The sequence below is a fragment of the Gardnerella sp. c10Ua_31 genome, from assembly GCF_055700915.1.
The window spans coordinates 346185-365704 of record NZ_JANUYG010000002.1; the positions used below are offsets into that span (position 1 = coordinate 346185).

The 19520-nt window shown below is 38.5% G+C and carries 21 protein-coding genes; 11 read left to right on the top strand and 10 right to left on the bottom strand.

From position 1 onward, the window contains the following. The first annotated feature begins 67 nt into the window (after positions 1 to 67). From nrdE to NYP55_RS04000, 5 genes are all read left to right on the top strand, one after another. Positions 68 to 2293, top strand: coding sequence for a class 1b ribonucleoside-diphosphate reductase subunit alpha (gene nrdE / locus NYP55_RS03980; RefSeq protein WP_102704791.1), 2226 nt, complete (start codon positions 68 to 70; stop codon positions 2291 to 2293). An 82-nt stretch (positions 2294 to 2375) separates the two neighbouring features. Then, positions 2376 to 3455 carry a class 1b ribonucleoside-diphosphate reductase subunit beta gene (nrdF, locus tag NYP55_RS03985; RefSeq protein WP_102704792.1) on the top strand — a complete coding sequence of 360 codons (1080 nt, stop codon included), beginning with the start codon at positions 2376 to 2378 and terminating at the stop codon, positions 3453 to 3455. A gap of 285 nt (positions 3456 to 3740) precedes the next feature. Then, entirely contained in the window at positions 3741 to 4331 is a 591-nt protein-coding gene (locus NYP55_RS03990; RefSeq protein WP_102704793.1) for a type IV toxin-antitoxin system AbiEi family antitoxin domain-containing protein, read from the top strand. A 291-nt stretch (positions 4332 to 4622) separates the two neighbouring features. Beyond that, complete coding sequence (locus NYP55_RS03995) at positions 4623 to 4916, top strand: DUF2089 family protein (RefSeq protein ID WP_472781598.1); 294 nt, start codon at positions 4623 to 4625, stop codon at positions 4914 to 4916. After that, entirely contained in the window at positions 4913 to 5086 is a 174-nt protein-coding gene (locus tag NYP55_RS04000) for a hypothetical protein (protein WP_020757086.1), read from the top strand. Before NYP55_RS03995 ends, NYP55_RS04000 begins: the two co-directional genes overlap by 4 nt. A gap of 68 nt (positions 5087 to 5154) precedes the next feature. On the opposite strand, the gene NYP55_RS04005 is transcribed toward NYP55_RS04000, so the two are convergent. After that, entirely contained in the window at positions 5155 to 5442 is a 288-nt protein-coding gene (locus NYP55_RS04005; RefSeq protein ID WP_009994045.1) for an addiction module antidote protein, read from the bottom strand. Positions 5443 to 5663: 221 nt separating this feature from the next. Here NYP55_RS04005 and NYP55_RS04010 point away from each other — a divergent pair, with 221 nt between their 5' ends. The 3 genes from NYP55_RS04010 to NYP55_RS04020 all read left to right on the top strand — a co-directional run bounded on the left by NYP55_RS04010 (position 5664) and on the right by NYP55_RS04020 (position 7830). Then, the gene (locus NYP55_RS04010) at positions 5664 to 5933 is read left to right on the top strand and encodes a type II toxin-antitoxin system RelB/DinJ family antitoxin (protein ID WP_102704795.1); all 270 of its coding nucleotides are present in this window, start codon (positions 5664 to 5666) and stop codon (positions 5931 to 5933) included. Beyond that, entirely contained in the window at positions 5926 to 6201 is a 276-nt protein-coding gene (locus NYP55_RS04015) for a type II toxin-antitoxin system RelE/ParE family toxin (protein ID WP_102704796.1), read from the top strand. The genes NYP55_RS04010 and NYP55_RS04015 overlap by 8 nt, the downstream gene beginning before the upstream one ends. 177 nt (positions 6202 to 6378) lie before the next feature. Then, entirely contained in the window at positions 6379 to 7830 is a 1452-nt protein-coding gene (locus tag NYP55_RS04020) for an ATP-binding protein (RefSeq protein ID WP_102704797.1), read from the top strand. A gap of 246 nt (positions 7831 to 8076) precedes the next feature. Here the strand turns inward: NYP55_RS04020 and NYP55_RS04025 are convergent, their stop codons facing one another. From NYP55_RS04025 to NYP55_RS04045, 5 genes are all read right to left on the bottom strand, one after another. Continuing rightward, positions 8077 to 9249: a sensor histidine kinase gene (locus tag NYP55_RS04025; protein ID WP_016833941.1), complete on the bottom strand. Its 1173-nt coding sequence runs from the start codon at positions 9247 to 9249 to the stop codon at positions 8077 to 8079. 34 nt (positions 9250 to 9283) lie between these two features. Further along, a complete protein-coding gene (locus tag NYP55_RS04030; RefSeq protein WP_016635753.1) occupies positions 9284 to 9937 on the bottom strand; it encodes a response regulator transcription factor in 654 nt (217 codons plus the stop codon). Positions 9938 to 9971: 34 nt separating this feature from the next. Beyond that, a complete protein-coding gene (locus NYP55_RS04035; RefSeq protein ID WP_102704798.1) occupies positions 9972 to 10433 on the bottom strand; it encodes a hypothetical protein in 462 nt (153 codons plus the stop codon). 267 nt (positions 10434 to 10700) lie between these two features. Then, the gene (locus NYP55_RS04040; RefSeq protein WP_102704799.1) at positions 10701 to 11933 is read right to left on the bottom strand and encodes a sensor histidine kinase; all 1233 of its coding nucleotides are present in this window, start codon (positions 11931 to 11933) and stop codon (positions 10701 to 10703) included. Continuing rightward, positions 11927 to 12667, bottom strand: coding sequence for a response regulator transcription factor (locus NYP55_RS04045; RefSeq protein ID WP_004133581.1), 741 nt, complete (start codon positions 12665 to 12667; stop codon positions 11927 to 11929). Before NYP55_RS04045 ends, NYP55_RS04040 begins: the two co-directional genes overlap by 7 nt. Before the next feature lie 192 nt (positions 12668 to 12859). Between NYP55_RS04045 and NYP55_RS04050 the strand changes: the two genes are divergently transcribed. Continuing rightward, entirely contained in the window at positions 12860 to 13363 is a 504-nt protein-coding gene (locus NYP55_RS04050) for a hypothetical protein (protein WP_004133583.1), read from the top strand. 26 nt (positions 13364 to 13389) lie between these two features. Here NYP55_RS04050 and NYP55_RS04055 read toward each other — a convergent pair whose 3' ends face one another. After that, entirely contained in the window at positions 13390 to 13737 is a 348-nt protein-coding gene (locus NYP55_RS04055) for a hypothetical protein (protein WP_102704800.1), read from the bottom strand. A gap of 258 nt (positions 13738 to 13995) precedes the next feature. Here NYP55_RS04055 and NYP55_RS04060 point away from each other — a divergent pair, with 258 nt between their 5' ends. After that, positions 13996 to 14232 (top strand): hypothetical protein, encoded by a 237-nt coding sequence (locus NYP55_RS04060; protein WP_004133587.1) that lies wholly within the window; start codon positions 13996 to 13998, stop codon positions 14230 to 14232. Between the two features lie 128 nt (positions 14233 to 14360). Here NYP55_RS04060 and NYP55_RS04065 read toward each other — a convergent pair whose 3' ends face one another. Both NYP55_RS04065 and NYP55_RS04070 read right to left on the bottom strand, forming a co-directional pair. Further along, on the bottom strand, positions 14361 to 15131 hold the full coding sequence (locus tag NYP55_RS04065) for a DUF3800 domain-containing protein (protein WP_018631957.1): 771 nt from the start codon (positions 15129 to 15131) through the stop codon (positions 14361 to 14363). A 443-nt stretch (positions 15132 to 15574) separates the two neighbouring features. After that, complete coding sequence (locus tag NYP55_RS04070; RefSeq protein ID WP_032839599.1) at positions 15575 to 15754, bottom strand: hypothetical protein; 180 nt, start codon at positions 15752 to 15754, stop codon at positions 15575 to 15577. Between the two features lie 25 nt (positions 15755 to 15779). On the opposite strand from NYP55_RS04070, the gene NYP55_RS04075 reads away from it, so the two are divergent. Further along, the gene (locus tag NYP55_RS04075; RefSeq protein WP_020759152.1) at positions 15780 to 18728 is read left to right on the top strand and encodes an InlB B-repeat-containing protein; all 2949 of its coding nucleotides are present in this window, start codon (positions 15780 to 15782) and stop codon (positions 18726 to 18728) included. A 124-nt stretch (positions 18729 to 18852) separates the two neighbouring features. Here NYP55_RS04075 and NYP55_RS04080 read toward each other — a convergent pair whose 3' ends face one another. Further along, entirely contained in the window at positions 18853 to 19467 is a 615-nt protein-coding gene (locus tag NYP55_RS04080) for an FMN-binding protein (protein WP_018631954.1), read from the bottom strand. Positions 19468 to 19520 lie beyond the last annotated feature (53 nt).

The window sequence follows — 19520 nt, forward strand, 5'->3', positions numbered from 1 at the left end:
AGCACATAAATAAAATCAATCAGCGTTTGAAAAGCAAAAACAACGCACGAAGAAAGGAATAAAACCCATGAATAGCACGGATCCGATGAGCGAATCTACTTCGCTTAATCTTGATCACACTGACGATGCCAGCACTGCTAGCAGCACAACTGCCGATCGCATTCGCAACAGCCGCGACTACCACGTTCTTAACGCTATGCTCGGTCTTTTTGATCCAGAAAAAGGCATTCAGTTTGATAAAGACACGGAAGCAGAAAAGCTTTACGTTTCGGGTTACGTGCAAGAACACAGCATGAAGTTTGCTTCCACTCGCGAGCGCTTGAACTATTTGATTAGCAACTACTACTACAACGGCAACGTTTTCCATAAATACAGCGACGAGTTTCTAGATAAGTTCTACGAGCACGCAGAATCCGCTCACCACACTTTTGGCACATTCTTGGGTGCTTTTAAGTTCTACACTTCTTACGCTTTAAAGACTTTCGACGGCAAGCAATATTTGGAAAACTTCGCTCAGCGCGCAGCAGCAGTTGCTTTGGAGCTTGCAGATGGCAGCGAAAAAGCAGCGCTCAACTATTTGGACGAAATGCTTGCAGGCCGATTCCAGCCAGCAACTCCAACGTTCTTAAATCTTGGTAAAGCTCAGCGCGGAGAGGCTGTGAGCTGCTTCCTCGTGCGTTTGGAAGATAACATGGAGTCTATTGCACGCGGAATTAACTCTGCTTTGCAGCTTTCTAAGCGCGGCGGAGGCGTTGCTCTGCTCCTTACGAACTTGCGCGAGCTTGGCGCTCCTATTAAGCGCATCGAGAATCAGTCGAGCGGCGTTGTGCCTGTTATGAAGCTTTTGGAAGATTCATTCTCTTATGCTAATCAGCTTGGCGCTCGTCAGGGCGCTGGTGCCGTGTATATTAACGCTCACCACCCAGATATTATGCGTTTCCTCGACACTAAGCGCGAGAATGCGGACGAGAAGATTCGTATTAAGTCGCTTTCTTTGGGTGTTGTGATTCCAGATATTACTTTTGAGCTTGCTAAACGTAAGGAAAAGATGGCTTTGTTTAGCCCTTACGACGTTGAGCGTGAGTACGGAAAGCCTTTTGCAGACATCTCCGTTACCGAGCATTACGATGAGATGGTTGCAAATCCTCGTATTCACAAGAAGTACATTGATGCTCGCGAATTCTTTATGACGCTTGCGGAGATTCAGTTTGAGTCTGGCTACCCTTACATTTTGTTTGAGGATACTGTTAATCGCACAAATCCTATTGAGGGCCGCATTACTATGAGCAACTTGTGCTCCGAGATTTTGCAAACTCAAGAAGCAAGCACTTATAACGCTGACTTGTCTTATAGCCACGTTGGTCGCGATATTTCTTGCAATCTTGGCTCGCTTAATATTGCTAAGGCAATGGATGGAAACTTGGGTGCAAGCGTTGATTTGGCCGTGCGCGCGCTCACTTCTGTTTCGGAACACACTTCGATTGATTCCGTGCCTTCGATTCGTCGCGGTAACGCAGAAGGCCATGCTATTGGCTTGGGTCAAATGAATTTGCACGGTTTCCTTGCGCGCGAGCATATGCAGTACGGAAGCGAGGAAGCTCTTGACTTTACAGACATGTACTTTATGACTGTTGCTTACCACGCTTATAAGGCTTCTCACGCTTTGGCTGTAGAGCGCGGGACTGCTTTTGCAAGCTTTAAGACTAGCGATTACGCTAAGCCTGCAGGCAAAGGCAACTACTTCGATAAGTACACTGATGGCAGCCGCTCGCTTGAGCCTAAAACTCAAAAGGTTCGCGATTTGTTTGCGCGTTTTAACGTTGCAATTCCAACCGTTTCGGACTGGGAGCAGTTGCGCGACGAGATTTTGCGCGACGGCATTTACAACGAGTATTTGCAGGCTGTTCCTCCAACTGGCTCAATCTCTTACATCAACCATTCCACGAGTTCGATTCACCCTATTGCTTCTCGCATTGAGATTCGCAAAGAGGGTAAAGTTGGACGCGTCTACTACCCTGCTGCATACATGACAAACGACAATATGCAGTACTTTAAGGATGCTTACGAGATTGGTTGGAAGGCAATTATTGACACTTACGCGGAGGCAACTCAGCATGTGGATCAGGGATTGTCTCTTACTTTGTTCTTCCCAGACACTACAACTACTCGCGATTTGAACAAAGCTCAGATTTACGCATGGCGTAAGGGTATTAAAACTCTTTACTACATTCGTATTCGCCAGAAGGCTTTGGAAGGTACAGAAATCGAGGGTTGCGTAAGCTGCACGCTGTAAACCTTATGGTTGTAAATCTTTCGCAAATTAAATCAAAAACTTAAAAATTTTATAAAACGTAAACACAGAATCAGGAGTAATTATGACAGAACTCAGCCCAACCGAGCTTAGAAGTAGCCTCGATAAGCCTTTCGGCACGAATCGCGTAATCGCAAGCGACCAAATGATGGCAGATTCCATCACTCCAGCTCAATACCGCTACCATCACGGATCTCGCGTGCGCCCAGTTAATTGGAACAATATTGTTGACGACAAAGATTTGGACGTTTGGAATCGTCTTATTGCTAACTTCTGGCTTCCAGAAAAGGTGCCGCTGAGCAACGATATTCCTTCTTGGCGTTCCCTCACCGATCTTGAGCGCAAGACAACTACTCGCGTTTTTACAGGCTTGACTTTGCTTGATACCAGCCAGGCAACTATTGGTGAGCTTTGCCAGATTGAGCATGCGCGCACGGAGCACGAGCAGGCTATTTACACGAATATTGCTTTTATGCAGTCGATTCACGCGCGCTCCTACTCCTCTATTTTCTCTACTCTTTGCTCTAGCGAAGAAATTGATGAGGCTTACCGTTGGGCTGTTGGTAACGACGTTTTGCAGCAGCGCGTTACCACCGTGCTTTGCGAGTATGAGAGCGAAGATCCACTTAAGCGCAAGATTGCTGCAACTATGCTTTCTTCGCTTCTTCTTTACGCGGGCTTCTACCTTCCACTTTACTTTGCTTCTCGCGGTAAGATGATGAACACTGCCGATATGATTCGCTTGATTTTGCGCGATAAAGCAATTCACGGCTACTATTCTGGCTACAAGTTCCAGCGCGGTTTGGAGCTTAGAAGCGAGAACGACAAGAAGAATCTTGAAAAGTTCACTATGAACTTGCTTGATACTTTGTATGATTTGGAAGTTGAGTATTCTGGTCAGATTTATGAAGGATTTGACTTCCACGATGACGTTTTTGACTTCGTGCGTTACAACGCTAACAAAGCTTTGATGAACCTTGGCTACCCTGCTAAGTACAGCGAAGAAGAAACTCACGTAAGCCCAGAAATTCTCGCAGCTCTTTCTCCTGCAGCCGACGAAAATCACGACTTCTTCTCTGGCTCTGGTTCTAGCTACATTATGGGCAAGTCTGTTGAAACCGATGACGACGATTGGGACTTCTAATCGCTAGCCGCTAACCACTAATCGCTAGCCGCTTTACTAATTAATTAGGTTGCTTATGCACTTTTCATAAGCAACCTTTTTTATTTAATTATTTAAGAATATTTCCGTTTTGTAACTATTTTTAAATATCCCCGCACTTATGGCGTTATCGCGGCAGTTTTTGCTAATTTTGCATTTTTTGCCATGATAACTTGTTAAAAAAAATATGACGTCTGCAATTCTTGTTGCTTTTACACTACAAAAAAGATAAAATATTAGTATGAAAGCAACAGAAGTGAGGCTATTATGTCAAACAAAGAGATGCTCCTTGACTATTTAGATAACCATCATGGAATAATTACATACAAAGATTGTAAAACATTAAATATTCCAACTATATATTTAACTCGTTTGAAAAACGAAGGTGTTCTTAATCGAATTGAAAGGGGAATTTTTCTCTCTTCCAATGGTGATTATGACGAATATTACTTCTTTCAATATCGTTATCCACAAGCTGTATTCTCTTATGTTTCAGCTCTTTATCTTCAAGGTTTTACAGATGAAATTCCACAACATTTTGAAGTAAGCGTTCCTAGAGGATATCGTTTTAATAATCCACCATCAAATTTAACTATTCATTGGGTCTCAAAATTGTATAGCAAATTAGGCATTACTACAACGATTACCACAATGGGGAATAAAGTACGTGTTTATGATTTTGAACGCATTATTTGTGATTTTATAATAAACAGAAACAGTATTGATTCTGAACTCTTTGTTAAAACTCTTCAAGCTTACAGTAGGCATAACGGGAAAGATCTTATAAAGCTTCATGAGTATGCAACAAAAATGAATATATCCAATAAAGTCAAGCAAACACTGGAAGTGCTACTGTGAATAAGGCAAAATCAACAGTGGCAAAATTATTCGAAAAAATATAGTTATACAAAAGGAATAACATTTTCAAGCGTACTTGATGAAATTATAAACTTATTGAACGTTCTTAACGCTAAGCAAAATGACTAAATTTTGTATCCATTGGTGACAAAGCGACAATTCTGGCGACATAAAAATGTCGCTTTGCGTCATATCTCTTATGTTTATTCTTGACAAACTCATACAACAACTTTAATATTTTTAATAAAAGTTTAATTTAATTAAAGTTTATAGTCTGAAGAAAGGGGTGATATGGATCATATTCCAAAATGGATTGCTAATCTCACAGACGAAGATATGTCGTTTATAAAGAACTTTGTATTATCGTCTGGATCGTTAAAAGAAATGTCGCAAATGTATCAAGTCTCTTACCCAACGATGAGAATCAGGCTTAACAGGCTCATTGAAAAACTGCGCATAAGTGACAATGAACCAGAAGACCCGTTCGTTCTTTTAGTAAAGAGTCTTGCCATTGACGATAAATACGATGTTAACACAGCTCGAACACTCATAAACGAATATAGAAAAAGAAAGGATGAATCATGAGCTATGCATTATTGGGTCCGATAATTGACATTCTTATCGCACTTGCTATATGTGCTTTGGTGTTCTTTATTGCAAGAAGTCTTATTCGATATGCGCATTCTCTTAAGAGGGACGATAAGTCATCTAAGCAGTCTGCAGAAGATAAAAGAATTGCGTTACAGGACTTATAAAACACAAAAACGAGTTATCGTGGCAGTTTTTGCTAATTTTGCGATTTTTGCCACGATAACTGTGCGCGTCACGCATTTGCTGGTTCTATTGCAATACGTCCACCTAACGCTTGAACAACCTTCGCAATAGTTTGGAAGCTAGGATTGCCGTCTCGTCTTAAGCTTTTATAAAGGCTTTCCCTTCCAACCTCAGCTTTTTGAGCAATCTCTTTCATGCCTCGAGCTTTTGCAATATCACCTATAGCAGCTTGCAACAAGCGAGGATCGTTAAGTTCTGCTGCGGCATTGAGATATGCAATAACATCATCATCGTTCTCAAGATACTCACTCGCATCCCATTTACTTATATTTACCATTTTCTCATCCAATTGCGATACTCATCTGTTTTAAGTATCTCCATAAAAATATTTTATCCTGCAGGATACAATTTTGCAATTTCTGCCATGATAACTTGTTATTTTGTAATAATTGTGTACACAATGGTGCTACTTTGGCATTACGTTGGGTGCTGTAGGTCTGTTATAATAAAGCAAAGCATGAATAACAAATTTATGATTCTAAGCTTAAAGGAAACGACATGACTTCTACAAAAACAGCCAAAACAGGCAGATTAAGTGTAAGAGTTAATCCAGAAATACGAGATAGCGCATCGCAAGTTCTTGAACATTATGGTCTTGATATGAGTTCAGCAGTCAACCTATTTTTGTATCAGATTGTAAATACGCAACGTTTCCCATTTTCACTTGAAAGTTCTCCATATGAGCACGCTATTGATGAAGCTATGAAAGAAAAACCAATAGCTGCAGGTACTGTTGACGATTTTGCTGAGCTGATGCGCAATGCCTAAACCGCCATTTTATAGTCCAATCTATCTGCGAGATGTTAAGAAATATAAGCAGAAGCATTACGATATTGAACAGGTAATCAATATTGTGAGACTTATTTGCAATGGTGCAGATTCTCGCGAGCTTGCAACTTATAGAGATTATATTCTTAAAGGCTCATATAAAGGTGTGCATGAATTGCATGTGTCTGCAGATGTTCTACTGTTGTATCAAGTTAAAGAAGATTGCATTATATTCCTACGCTTAGGATCTCATGACGACTTATTCTAGTTAGCAATTTTTGCCACGATAACGCATGATTGCGTTGATCATATTGCAAAATAATATAATTTAGATTATTATAATTATGATTATAATAATCGCGATTATATTAACTAGAGCGTATATTCGGCATCAATAAGATGCGCTGAAAAATATTGCAATTATTGGCGTAACGGCAGGTGGAATATGGTTTTTGTTGGCAGACAAGACGAGTTACAAGTACTTGAAAAACTGTATGAAAACAGCAATCACTCGTTCCAGATGGCAATAGTTTATGGTCGAAGACGAATAGGAAAAACTTCACTTATTTCACAATTTTGTAAAAATAAGCGCGCAATACTTTTTACTGCTCGCGAGCAAACTAATATCGAGAATTTGCGTGATTTCTCGCGCACTGTGTACGACTTTTTCAATCTTCCATCAACTACAGGATCGTTTAATGATTGGAACGACGCTCTCGATTTTGTTGCACAACAATCTAACAACGCAGATCAAAGCGCTTCTCAATCTCCACTTATTATAGTTTTCGACGAATTTCCGTACGCAGCACAAGCAGATAAGTCTTTAGCGTCAACATTCCAAGTTGCAATAGATCATAAGTTTAAGAACACGAACATGACTCTTATTTTGTGTGGCAGTAACGAAGGATTCATGGAAAGTGAAGTGCTTGGTAAAAAGAGTCCGCTTTACGGAAGACGTACCGCGCAGATTCGCTTGCAACCATTTAATCTTTTTGAAGCATCTGAGCTTATGCCAAATAATGCTACTTGGGAAGATAAAATCAACTATTTTGCATCCCTTGGAGGAACACCATACTATATTGAACAGTTGGATAATAAGTCTTCGTTTGCGGAAAATCTTGAGCAATTATGCTTTAACATTTCGGGAATTTTGTACGCTGAACCAGACATGCTCATGCGCCAGGAATTGCGCGATCCTTCAACATACAATAGTGTGCTAAATGCTCTTGCTACGGGATGCAATACTCCGACTTTAATATCGGATCGCATTGGATTGCCAGCTACATCAGTGAACGTGTATTTGAAAACACTAGAAGGACTTGGATTAATTGAAAGAAATATTCCATTTGGCATGAATCTACTTCATTGCAAAAAAGGATTATGGCAGATTTGTGACCCATTTTTTGCGTATTGGTATAGGTTTGTAGCGCCTAATAAAGGATTAATTGAACGCGGACTTTCACACGCTGCCGCAAGTAGTGTTCTTGGTGGCGAGCATGAAGTGTTTAGTACTTTTGTAGGTCAACAGTTTGAGAAAATGTGCGAACAGTGGATTGTGCACCAATGCAAAGTTGGCGGAATGGACTTTTTGCCAACTAAGTTAGGTAAATGGTGGGGTGCGGATCCTATTGCTCGTGAGCAAACCGATATTGATATTGTTGCAGAAGACGATATTAACAAGCAGCTTCTTATTGCGGAATGTAAGTGGCGTAATAATCTTAACGAAGCTGAAGCAGTTAGCAAGTTGTTACAGCGCGCAACTTTAGTTGAGAATGCAAAAAATAGCGATTATAAGAAAATATTTATGCTGTTTACAAAGTATCCAACTTCTTACAATCCTCGTCATGCTAAAACAAGCATCAACTTTGTTGACGCACAAACAATGTTTTTTAACTGATTGAGCGACAATAGTTACGACCATATCGCGCAGCCATAATCACACGTTATCGTGGCAGATTTTGCTAATTTTGCAATTTTTGCCACGATAACGTGTATAACATAGCAACGAAACAGCATTCTGCATAACAGATTAACCGCTTACTTGCATCTGCTGCGCAAAGGTTCGTCCAAATACTCGGTCGAAATACTTCCAAATACTCGATTAAAGCGCAAGAAAGCACAATAATTTATTCTTGCACAATGGCTATTTCTCTGCATGAATAGGAACGTGTACATTAATAATCCACGAATCGTCATCTTCAATAACTTTAAAAGTTCCGCCAACTCGTTCCGCAAGCATCTTATGAAAACGCAGTCCATATCCTAATTGCAAGTTAGCAAGAATACCGCGTTGCGCACTATTTATACACGTAATGTGACATTCATTGTCATTAAGCATTACATTCATAGCGTATTCTTTAGGCTTTGCAGCATGCTTTTTTACGTTTGCAAGTAGTTCTCGGCAAATATATTCAATTTGAGCACATTCTTCAAAAGGCAAACGCATTGATTGAGAATCTTCAGCAGTTAAATCACTACTCAAGTCAATGGAACCAATATAGCCAAGCTTTTCAAATGACTTTTGTTCACAGTCAAATAGAGCGCGTAAGCCTGTGCAAAAATCTTTATAACATGTAGTCGATTGCATAACATCGCTAGTGCTTGCAGTTGTAGCATTGTCAAGAAGAGAAATGATATTGCGTGCTTTATGAATAGTTGTAGTAGCACATTGAAGAATCTCTCGCGAATTTTCGTGCTCTTGGTCATGAGTTGTTTGAGGTTCAATAGATTGTTGGGCCATCATCATAATGCTGGAAAGCTCATTAGTTACTTCATCATGTATGCGAATTGCTGCAATAGTGGCATATTTTTGAAAAACGTTGTAACGTTGCGCAAATAACTGTTCCTGTTGTTGGTGAATAGTAGAAATATAGTATTTTACGATTGCGCTAGAAATAAGAGTGATAAGAAGCCACCACGCTAACACATAAGCGTTTTGAAAATCGCATATAACAAAGAACCATAAAGATACTCCACAAGAAGAAAGCACGGTGTACCAAGGTTGAGTAATTATAGCAATTGCCAAACAAATCAATATGGTAAGCATCATAGATGAATAGTTGATATTGGGCGCAACAATTACCAACGGCATCCAAATGAGCACAATAAAAGATGCTTTACGTGGCCATATTGCAATGCATAAGCAGATTACAATCCATACTATTTCAACCGTAATTGCATGCCAATTAGAGTAGTAATGAAGATTATTATAGGAACAAATTTCAAGAATCAAAGTACAACTTATGACTGCACCAATTCCAATTTTCTGCCAAGCATCATGCGGCAAAAAATTTATCATACGCGTTAATAATTTCATAACTACCTACTTTTACACGTTAATTTCTTACACGTTATATGTCATGCGAGTATTTTGCGAGCGCAGCGAGCGCCTGCATGCGACTTTTAACTTGAAGTTTTCCATAAATACGCCGTAAATGCGTGTTGACTGTTGAAACTTTCACATTAAGCTGATCTGCAATCTCTTTCGTAGAATACCCCTGTTTGCACAAGCGCATAATTTCCGATTCTTGAGGAGACAAAACTGAAGTCTTCGGAAGTTGAGAAATCATATTAAATGATTCTTGCGGAGTGTGAAAATAGTCAATATATTGTGGCAATTCTGGGCACCCGTAGCTTGTTGTGCGCGATTGGATAGCTGCAACTACGTCTGATAAATTGTCTTTATGTATTAACGCTTGACCACCCGACTTAGCAACTTGCAATACGTATTCATCCAGCATGTAGGAAGTAATTCCAATTAAAACAATATTGCTATTGCGCTCGCGAATTGCTTTAATTACATCAACGCCACTCATTTCTCTCATTGACATATCTACTAAAAGTACATCAGGAGTATTTTCTGTAACGCAACGATGAATAGCTTGTTTTGCAGAAGAGCACATCCATGCACAAACAAAGTTTTCAGGCAAACGACTTTTTAGAAGAAGTTGCATATATCGCAATACAAGCGTGTCATTATCAACAATTGCGTAAGTAGTGTTCATACAATATATGGTATCTTGTTTTGGAATCCGATTATCAAGAGATGTGCGATTGTACTGTTTTTCTCAAATTATCAAGATTGTACACATTAAAGTGCCATACGCTAGCACTTTCCGTTGGCATGCTCCATTCTTCGGTTTTGCCATTTGCAGTAAAACGAATTATTTGAGTTGTTGGCTTATTTATAACTTCAAAATTAGTGAGTTGATTCCACGCAATACGACGAAGATACTTATCGTCTAATTTAGCTAGATTACCCGAGCCTAAAATGACATTCGGATTAACAACAATAAACTCATTATTAGTGGCAGCAATAATACGCGCAACAACGCCTTGCGCTACATAGAATAATTTAGGTAACAAAAATAGTTTGATTAAATCTTTCCACCAAGGGTCGTATTTCATTGTAAATACATACGTCTTATCAACTGAAAGATTGTGATCTTTAAAATACTTGACGATATCTTCTTCTCGTATACCGCGCAAAGGATTAGTCATAATAAGCACCTCCTTGTGATTCCTGTTTTGTAAATTATCAACATACTAACGTGCAGATTTTATCTACACAAATAGGCGTACCTATTTTTAACGATAGTGTTTTTAGAAAACTTTTACTATTAGCAGTTTGTATGTTCCTAACAATCAATATTTAAGAATATTTACATTTTGGAACTATTTTTAAATATCCGCGCACTTATGGAGTTATCGTGGCAGTTTTTGCAATTTTTGTAATTTCTGCCACGATAACGCATGATTTGAGTGATGCTAATTTAGCGGAATAACAACATTGACCAGCCAAGTGTCGTCATCTTTTTGCGCGCTTAAAGATCCACCTAAACGTTCCACAGATTTTTTGTGGAATAGTAGCCCTTTGCCAAAAACAAGCCTTTCACCAAACTTATTCAACGTCGAAATCGAATTCATACACATTATTTTGCATTCGCGCTCATCAACCGTAACATTCATAGAAAAATCAACGCTAGTATTGCAATGCTTGCGAATATTAGTAAGCAACTCGCTGCACATGCGAATAGCACATTGAGCTTTTTCAGTACTAACAGTTGCAGATGCAGTAAAATCGTTACTTCCCGAACTTTCATCATTTACTGTTAGAGAGCCATAGTACCCAAGCTGCTCACAAATCTTACGTTCAGCCTGTAAGCGTGCGCGAATATTGCATAAGAAATCAGCCAAAGTCATGCAATTATTACCATTAGAACCATAAATAAACTGCGTGCCAGCAATACTAGCAATATTTGAATCTAAAGAATCATCATACTTATGCTCAGCTTGCTCAAGTAGATTAATAACAAGTCGCGTTTTAGAAAGCGCATTACGAGAATGCTCAACAATCTGCTCTAGCGACTCTTTTGTATGATCACTTTTCTCGGCATACAAAGCATCAGTCGCAAGCAATGTAATATCCGTAATCTCATTGTTCACATCGTCGTGCAATTGCAATGCAACAGAAGCAATATAAGACTGGAACTCACTGCGCACAATATCCATTTTTGCGCGATTATTTTCTTCCAACATGTTCAAATACTTGCGCAAAACGTAACCGCAAATCATGGAAATAAGAATAAAACAAGGAAAAGTAAGCGGAATGTACGCCATTTTTGCAAAGTACATAATATTCAGCGAAACTATGTACGCACAAAGCAAATACTTCCACGAATCGTAAAAGCCTGCAACAAACATGCTAGCGATCAATGAAAAAAGAAAGCAAGTTGCATTTACACCTGGTACTGCTAACGTTACGCAATACAAAATCGGAGTTACGAGGGATATTTGGCGCGAAAAAGCAATCAAAAGAAATATTGCAAACATCCAAACGTATTGGCACACAGATTGCTGCGGGTTATGCCACAAACCAGCTGTATTGCAAGATTGCACATCCATTGACACTACAAGAATCGCCAATATTATGAATAAAGTTCGCTGAATTTTCCAGCTTTTAACCAACTCAATAACGCGCGAAAATGTTTTCATTAACATGCATTATCCGTTTCTTGCAAAAAATTCGGATGATTCTGCGGCGAATCATTAAAATATTGCATATTGCTATTTTGCTCACGATTTTGCATTGCAGCAAACGCGGATATTGCTTGCACTCGGTTAGAAACATGCAACTTTTTGTAAATTCTATGAATATGCGTGTTAATAGTGTTTGGCATAAGACCAAGTTGAGACGCAATCTGATTCGTTGTGTAACCTTTAGCGAGCAGATCCATAATTTTTAGTTCTTGAGGCGGCAAAACGCTACGCGACCTTGATTTAGAAAGCCTAATAAAAGATTCTTGCGGAGTAGCAAAATCGTAAGCAACATCTTTAACACAACGGCAGCCATACACGTGCTGATTATCGCAATATTGCAAAGCTTCTGCTAGTCCTTTGAAGTTGTCTTTAGCAACCATTGCTTGCCCGCCAACTTGCGAAACCATAGAAGCATAGGATCTACAATCGTAAGAAGTCATGCCAATTAAAATAATGCTGTTGTTTTGCTCACGAATTGCACGTATTACTTCCACTCCAGACATGTCTTTCATTGACATATCTATCAAAATATAATCCGGAGTAGTTTTTGTTACTTGGCAATATTTCAAAGCTTGCACGCCTGATTTTACGCACCATTTGCACACGTACTCGCTTGGCAAAAGCTTGCTGAGCACGTTTCGCATAACCGCTAAAACTAATGGGTCGTTATCTACTATTGCATACGTTTTTGGCATAATGGCTTTCTTGCAATCACACGCTACTTTTCTTATATTCTACTTTATAAACGCGCGCAAAGTAGGGCAAATTGTGTAGTAATAAATGATTACAAGTAATGCATGTAAGTCAAATTTGGTTATAATAAGTAACAATATGTGACTTTTGGTTGCGTTGAAATTCATATTCAATAATGATTGCAGCAGGATTATATGACAAAACGATTAGTAGTATTGCACTCCGCAGAAGTAGCTGCGATGGCGTTCGCCTCAGCAGCTGCTTTTATGCGTAGTTTTGGCTTTTTCGTTTTGTGGCTTGTTCCAGGACTTCTTTCTGTTGCAATGTATTCTTGTGCATATTTTTTCTTGCTCAAAAGCGTTATTAAAGCAAAAAATGCGTATATAGAAAATAATATATCTAAGCTTAGCGGCGCGGGCGCTAACAGCATAAGTAGTGACGTTGAGAATATAGAAAGCAACAAAGATTACATAATGACTCTTGAGCGAGAGCGCAAAAAAGTCGAATCGCAAAATAAGCAAATACTCAACAATTACTCAAATAATTTAATAAATATTATTTCATGCTTTATTTGTGGGCTTATTCACGTTCCTTGGATTTATTACTATGGAATTGCAAATGGCGTTTTAACATTGGTGATTTTGTGGCGAGTAATAAAGCGCCCACAAGGTCACCCTATTGATGAAAGCGATTTTTAAAGATTTAAGACTTTAAGGATTTAAGCTTATTGCTGATCTTCCATTGAAAGATTTAATCCTTTTGCGGCATTGCGAAAATATTCTATATGATCGCCATAGCCGTCTGCAATAATAGCATCCTCTTTTACAACAAAAGAGCCATTTTCTAGCACAATATATTTTGTAAAGAATTCTTCTAATTGCTTAGCTAATTCATCAATTTCATCTTGTGAAAGTTCTTCGCTACTATTTTCCGCAAGGTTATCTTCCTGCTTCTGAATTTGATTAATGCTATTTTCACTAACATTTCCTATTTTGTTTACGTTATCTTCTGGCTGCCAAGAGTTTATACCAAAATCACTCATGCTTACACTACCCATATCTGCGCTACTCATGTTCGTATCTCCTTTATTTGTAACGTATTCACAACTTATATTCGCAACACATATTTTCAATATATTTGTGCGTTGCTTTAAGTCTAATTACCAACATTTTCCGCGCAATCTTGAGTACTGAGTTCTAAGTACATCGTATTGCTCGAGGGATTGCAACATTTATACTAGAAATGCAAAACGCATACGAACGAGAAGCAATGCACATGAATTAGCTACAATACTCACGAACAAAACAGCAAATTGGAAGGGAAACAACTCATGAGCAAGTACTATATAAAACTTATTAAAGAAACGCTTATTTGGATTCTTAAGTGGGCAATATTTACAGCATTCGAATTCCTTATTTTGTACGTTGCGCTTATTTCTTGGGATCATGATTTTGCACAGTTCATGCACGAATACAGTAATGCTATTATTCCATTTATTGCAACAACCGCCGCCACGCCCGCAACGATGATTCGCAACGAAGGCACTATTTTTGAAGTCAAAGATTAAGGTGACTGTAGTACCAAAACGCATTATTGCGAACAATAAGCAATTTATGATATAATTTACACACGTCGTGACTGCGCCATATTGCAGGTTTGAGGTTAATCTTCAACACGGCGTCTATTTTTATTATTTCACTTTTCAATAATACGGCTACCACTAGGTACAGCTACTACTCCAAATCCTTCCGCTTTACCTTGACTATTTCTACGAACGTTATTTCTTATCATATTATAAAAAGTTGAATCTCCTTTAGAACATTTTCTATAAACTGCTCCTGCAACTAAATCTGCAAACTGCACACCTACACTGTGATGCGAAGCTGCTATAAATAATCCTTCAATTAGATTGTTATAATCAGCTCGATGTGAGTCATGATTATTAAGTAAATCAAAATGGAAATCATCAAGTTGCTTATTTTGCTTACTATTACGAGCATCAATAACTATCATTCCATAAACTTTTGTACCAGCATTTTTACTTAAATCTTGAAGATAATACTGAAAACGTTCACATATTTTTTCAAATGCAGTGTGATACATATTTTCAGCATTGTCATCTTTATATTTATCGTAATACTCCTTAGTGTTCACTACAGCAGCAATAATTTTAAAATTTTCATTTTCCGAAATCAGTTTAAACAGATCCTCACGCAATTCATTCAATTCATTAACACTTAAATTAGAAAGAGGCGTGGTCTTGTTGCTTAATGGATGATTAATAAAATAACGCCACTTAACTTCCCCTTCAATCCCATATTTCTTTTTTAATCCGTGCAGATTACTTTGTAATGATTTCCATTTCGATTCAGGAATAACTAATCCACCCAAAACAAAATAAGGATTTTGCTCTACAGCATCACATTTAGGTGCAGTTCCACTCTCGTCCAAAAAAAGAATTTGCATGGGAATATTTTATATGAAATATTCAACATTTTGCTGCTATAAACACACAGCACAGATGATATTGCACTATTAATTAGAGCATTTGCAAATATTCACAAACTATCGTGTTTAATACAAATACGAGTATACTTTTACCTTCTACGGGTATAGTGTAGAGATTGTACTAATACGATGCATTAACTAATGCCAAACTTCAGCAGATAATATGGAGCTAACAATGAGAAGAAATAATAAATATAAAGGCATGCGCATACTTACTGCTTCAACTATCATTGCAGCAATGTCGCTACTTTCTGTATATCCAATAAGTGCATTAGCTGTTACCCCCCCCCATCAACAGAAGTAACCGTAACTAACCCAGCTCCAAAAACACAACTTGTTGTAGATGGCACAAACGGATCAGACACAAACGATGGATCTGAAAGTAAGCCATTAAAAACTATTCAAAAAGCTCTTGAAAAAGCCACACAAAAACCTGCAAATATCAACATTAAAGGCAATTTTTCACTTAATGCACCTATAGAAATTCCACAAGGCATTACACTTTCTATCGATAAATCCGGCGCCACAATAACAGGCTCGAATAGTGCCAACGATGGAATCACGCTGAAATCTGGTTCCACACTTCGCGGTGACGGCGAATTGAAAATGACTGCGTTTAAGGTAGCACTTACAGCAGAAGAAGGCTCTCTTATTACGGACGGCACATACAATTTCAAAGATAACGGAGTAAAAGACAGTAACGGAATCTACCTTGCGGGAACAGTAAAAGGTACAAGCAAAGATAAATTAACAATTACTGCTGACGACAACTGTGATACAGATTTTTATGCTGATGGTATTACTTTCGAAAACGCTACTATTAACGTTAAATCACAAATTCGCACATGGTTTGATGCAAGAGATTTAACTTTGAAGAATTCTTCACTTACTGTAGCAGGCTTTGGAATGTCATACTACGTAAACAAATTAAACATGGATAATTCGGAGTTTGTGATTAATAAAATTGGTTGGAGGCACTCAACTGGTTTAACAATTCAAGGCGACTCAACTGTTACCAATAATTCACGAATTGTTGCGAATGCAGGATCTACAGCAGGCATTTCCGTTGGAATATCAAACGGAAAATTAACTGTTACCAACTCTACTCTTGAATTTAATAATGGTGGCACTGGCGGCTTAAATGTAAATACCGGAAAAGTAATTATCTCCGATTCTACAATCAAAGGCAATGGAAAAAATAGTGGAGCGCTTTTTGGAGCTCAGGAAAACGGATCTATTGAACTTAGAGAAGACTGCTTAATAGATAGCCCGGCAATCAAAAATGCAGATGGTGGAGCTGGAACAGGAAATAGCTATGTTGTTACTGGAGGCTCGCACATGGTTACATATGCTCCTGATTATCACAGCAACAGGGGAAGCACTGTTCCTGTAAACGGTAAAGAAAACGGTAATGAAAGGCTAAGTCTCTTTACTCTTGCTGATAGTTCTGTAAATGAGATAAAACCAATTAACAAAAATGGAAATGCCTACATATACTCAGTTAAAAAAGCTTCTAAAGATAACAAAAAGCACGTATGGGTTCCAGCAGCAAAAGTGACATTCGAGCTCAATGATACAAATGCTGAGGATTCTAAAAAAGCTAAAGAAGCTATATTCTCTGACTCTTCAACTAAAGCAAAAGAATCCCTTGCCGTACGAGGTTACGCATTAAACTTTGCAAAAACAGTGGCAGGAGGAAGTACTGAAGTACCAGCAAATCCAATTGCTCCTGGATATAAGTTCCTCGGGTGGTTCTTCAAGAACGCTGAGAATAAAGAGCAACAATTTACTGAAAGTATGCCTATAACAAGCGACACAACAGTGTATGCAAAATGGGAAAAAGATGCCTCATCTTATGCTGTTCGCTACCATAATTGCGCTCAAGATGATGCAACATACCTTGTTAGTGAAACTAACCCAAAACGCACCAGCAAAGTTCTTTCATTCGACGAAGTTATTAAGAATAATGCAAAATTTGCCCGCGAAGGAATGGTCTTCAAAGGTTGGACCACAGAGAAAAACGGCAAAGGCAAGACTGTAAAAGCAGGTAGCAATATTGCTATAGCGAAGAATAAAAACTTAATTGACTTATATGCAAATTGGGAAGAAAAAGAATTTACAGTAAAATTCTCAGCAAACGGCGGAACTTTCTCCGATAGCAGTATTTTTAAGAAAAATACAAAAGTATTTGAGATTAAAAAAGATGAGCACGGTGGAGATGTTGCTGTTGTTAAGAAAACAGCAAAATTTAGCGAAAACAAGACGCTAATCAATCTTATTAAAAGTTTGGATGATAATGTCAATATAGACACACCTGGCATTAGTGGCAAAGCAAGTTCCGATTCAGATGCAAATTATACGAATCTTGCCACGCGCAAATATTATCATTTAATAAATGAGAAAAAAGAAAACTCACTCTTTGGCTATGTGTATAGCACAGATTACTACTACTGGTTCAAAGACAAGGATGGAACAGAAAAAGCTACTATTGACAATGATCCAAAAGTGAACGATGATCTTACCTTCTACCTTAAGTGGAAGATTGATCCAAGCATTGAACACATACAGCAGGAGAATATTAATCTTCCTGCAGATTTATTAACTGGCGATAACACAGCAACTACAGCATACAAAGTTACACCAGGACAAACTATTGATTTCACTGGCACAATCACAGCTTCAGTAGTAAAAGACCAAATGAAAGCGATAGAAAATAAATTTAACAAAGTAAAAGCGACAGATTATAGCAATATTGCTCTAAGCGATATGACATCTTCTTTCATGGCTACATTTACTATCCCAGACAGTTTAACGCTGCCTGAAAATATCACAAAAAATACGCTTAAGCTCGATGGATTCTCAGATACTTTTGCTATCCAGGATGTGCAAGTTAAAGACAAAACTGTAACAGTTACTATTAATTTGAAATCTGGTATTAAAACGTATGCGGAATTACAGACAGCAGTACAAACAAATCTTGGCGACGCAATGAAAATCACTATTCCGGGAATAAAGATAAACCAAGATTTCTCCGGAAAAGCTACAATTGTTGGAACCGTATCGGGCTCATTCCACGCAGCTGCAACATTTAATGGAACAACAAAATTATTTGACTTTACTTGGAACGGCTCGCAAACAAGCGAAGGGAAAAACTCTGACGCAGCAGCAGGCGCTAATGATATTTCTCTCACAGTAGAATATAATCCTCCAACTCCTCCAACTCCGCCGACACCCCCAACACCGCCAGCACCAGTTCCAGAACCAACGCCTGTTCCAGAACCAACGCCTGTTCCAGAACCTACACCCGTTCCAGAACCAACCCCAGAACAAACACCATGGCCAAAATATAAGCCGACGCCAGAAAAAACACCAAACCCTGCGCCACAACCAAAAGAAAATCCGAATAATAAAATTGCAGAAAAACGCAAACACGATAATAACCAACTTCCAAAAACAGGAAGCGAAATATTACTAACTGCCTTTGCTGCGATTGCAATATTCGGACTTGCTGTAGTAATAGCAAAATTAAAGCGCATAAAAATAAATAAGCAATAATTTCATAAAAAATAAACAAAATAGGGGTTAGTATTGTAAACAACTGCAGTACTAACCCCTATTAATACACACAAATATTCAACAATATAATCACGGTTATATTAAAAATTAAGGTTGCTGTAAATTATTTTGCGGATTGAATTGAGGCCTCTTGACGAGCAACGTCAAGCGCTTTGTTGAAGGCATCACTAGTCCAACTTGCTCCAGCAACAACCGAGATATGCAAATCTTTCAACGGCTTTCCAACGATTTTACCTGGAATAGCCTCGCTAAAAGCGCTCATGTGTTTTTTGGAGATTGGCGTAAACGGGTGAGGCGTAATTTCAACACTACTCACATTGCCGCTTGCAACGCTTAAATTCACATCAATACTGTCTTCTGCAACTGGGCCATACGTAGCTTTGATTTTGTAATCGCCATCTTTGTAGTTGCCAGTATCGGTTTTAGATTGGTTTTTAGAGTCCCCAGAATCTTCACTTTGCGCAGAAGCGTGCGATTGTTGAGCACCAGAATCGTAAGATTTCGAAGCATTGCCACTATCGTTTTCGCTTTGACCAGAATTACCAGCAAACTCATCATTCATTGGAACAGCACTCGGCTCACCGCAAGATGCAAGAAACGCACTTGAGCTAGCTAAAACAGCAATCGCAGCAACCGTTTTTGCAATTTTTTTAGACTTCAAATCATCACGCAAATTATTGCAGCGTGAAACATCGTGAAACATATTATCTGAAACCATAAAATCATCGCCTTTAAATCTTAAATTAAAACCATACGCAACTAATCATCTAA

Bases quoted from the DNA above. Each gene is read 5' to 3' on its own strand.
- NYP55_RS04045 (WP_004133581.1), bottom strand. From the start codon at position 12,667: ATGCCAAAAACGTATGCAATAGTAGATAACGACCCATTAGTTTTAGCG.
- NYP55_RS04075 (WP_020759152.1), top strand. From the start codon at position 15,780: ATGACTGCGTTTAAGGTAGCACTTACAGCAGAAGAAGGCTCTCTTATT.
- NYP55_RS04010 (WP_102704795.1), top strand. From the start codon at position 5,664: ATGACTTCTACAAAAACAGCCAAAACAGGCAGATTAAGTGTAAGAGTT.
- NYP55_RS04035 (WP_102704798.1), bottom strand. From the start codon at position 10,433: ATGACTAATCCTTTGCGCGGTATACGAGAAGAAGATATCGTCAAGTAT.
- NYP55_RS03990 (WP_102704793.1), top strand. From the start codon at position 3,741: ATGTCAAACAAAGAGATGCTCCTTGACTATTTAGATAACCATCATGGA.
- NYP55_RS04055 (WP_102704800.1), bottom strand. From the start codon at position 13,737: ATGAGTAGCGCAGATATGGGTAGTGTAAGCATGAGTGATTTTGGTATA.
- NYP55_RS03995 (WP_472781598.1), top strand. From the start codon at position 4,623: ATGGATCATATTCCAAAATGGATTGCTAATCTCACAGACGAAGATATG.
- NYP55_RS04020 (WP_102704797.1), top strand. From the start codon at position 6,379: ATGGTTTTTGTTGGCAGACAAGACGAGTTACAAGTACTTGAAAAACTG.
- NYP55_RS04080 (WP_018631954.1), bottom strand. From the start codon at position 19,467: ATGGTTTCAGATAATATGTTTCACGATGTTTCACGCTGCAATAATTTG.
- NYP55_RS04025 (WP_016833941.1), bottom strand. From the start codon at position 9,249: ATGAAATTATTAACGCGTATGATAAATTTTTTGCCGCATGATGCTTGG.
- NYP55_RS04050 (WP_004133583.1), top strand. From the start codon at position 12,860: ATGACAAAACGATTAGTAGTATTGCACTCCGCAGAAGTAGCTGCGATG.
- NYP55_RS04005 (WP_009994045.1), bottom strand. From the start codon at position 5,442: ATGGTAAATATAAGTAAATGGGATGCGAGTGAGTATCTTGAGAACGAT.
- nrdE (WP_102704791.1), top strand. From the start codon at position 68: ATGAATAGCACGGATCCGATGAGCGAATCTACTTCGCTTAATCTTGAT.
- NYP55_RS04000 (WP_020757086.1), top strand. From the start codon at position 4,913: ATGAGCTATGCATTATTGGGTCCGATAATTGACATTCTTATCGCACTT.
- NYP55_RS04060 (WP_004133587.1), top strand. From the start codon at position 13,996: ATGAGCAAGTACTATATAAAACTTATTAAAGAAACGCTTATTTGGATT.
- NYP55_RS04030 (WP_016635753.1), bottom strand. From the start codon at position 9,937: ATGAACACTACTTACGCAATTGTTGATAATGACACGCTTGTATTGCGA.
- NYP55_RS04015 (WP_102704796.1), top strand. From the start codon at position 5,926: ATGCCTAAACCGCCATTTTATAGTCCAATCTATCTGCGAGATGTTAAG.
- NYP55_RS04040 (WP_102704799.1), bottom strand. From the start codon at position 11,933: ATGTTAATGAAAACATTTTCGCGCGTTATTGAGTTGGTTAAAAGCTGG.
- nrdF (WP_102704792.1), top strand. From the start codon at position 2,376: ATGACAGAACTCAGCCCAACCGAGCTTAGAAGTAGCCTCGATAAGCCT.
- NYP55_RS04065 (WP_018631957.1), bottom strand. From the start codon at position 15,131: ATGCAAATTCTTTTTTTGGACGAGAGTGGAACTGCACCTAAATGTGAT.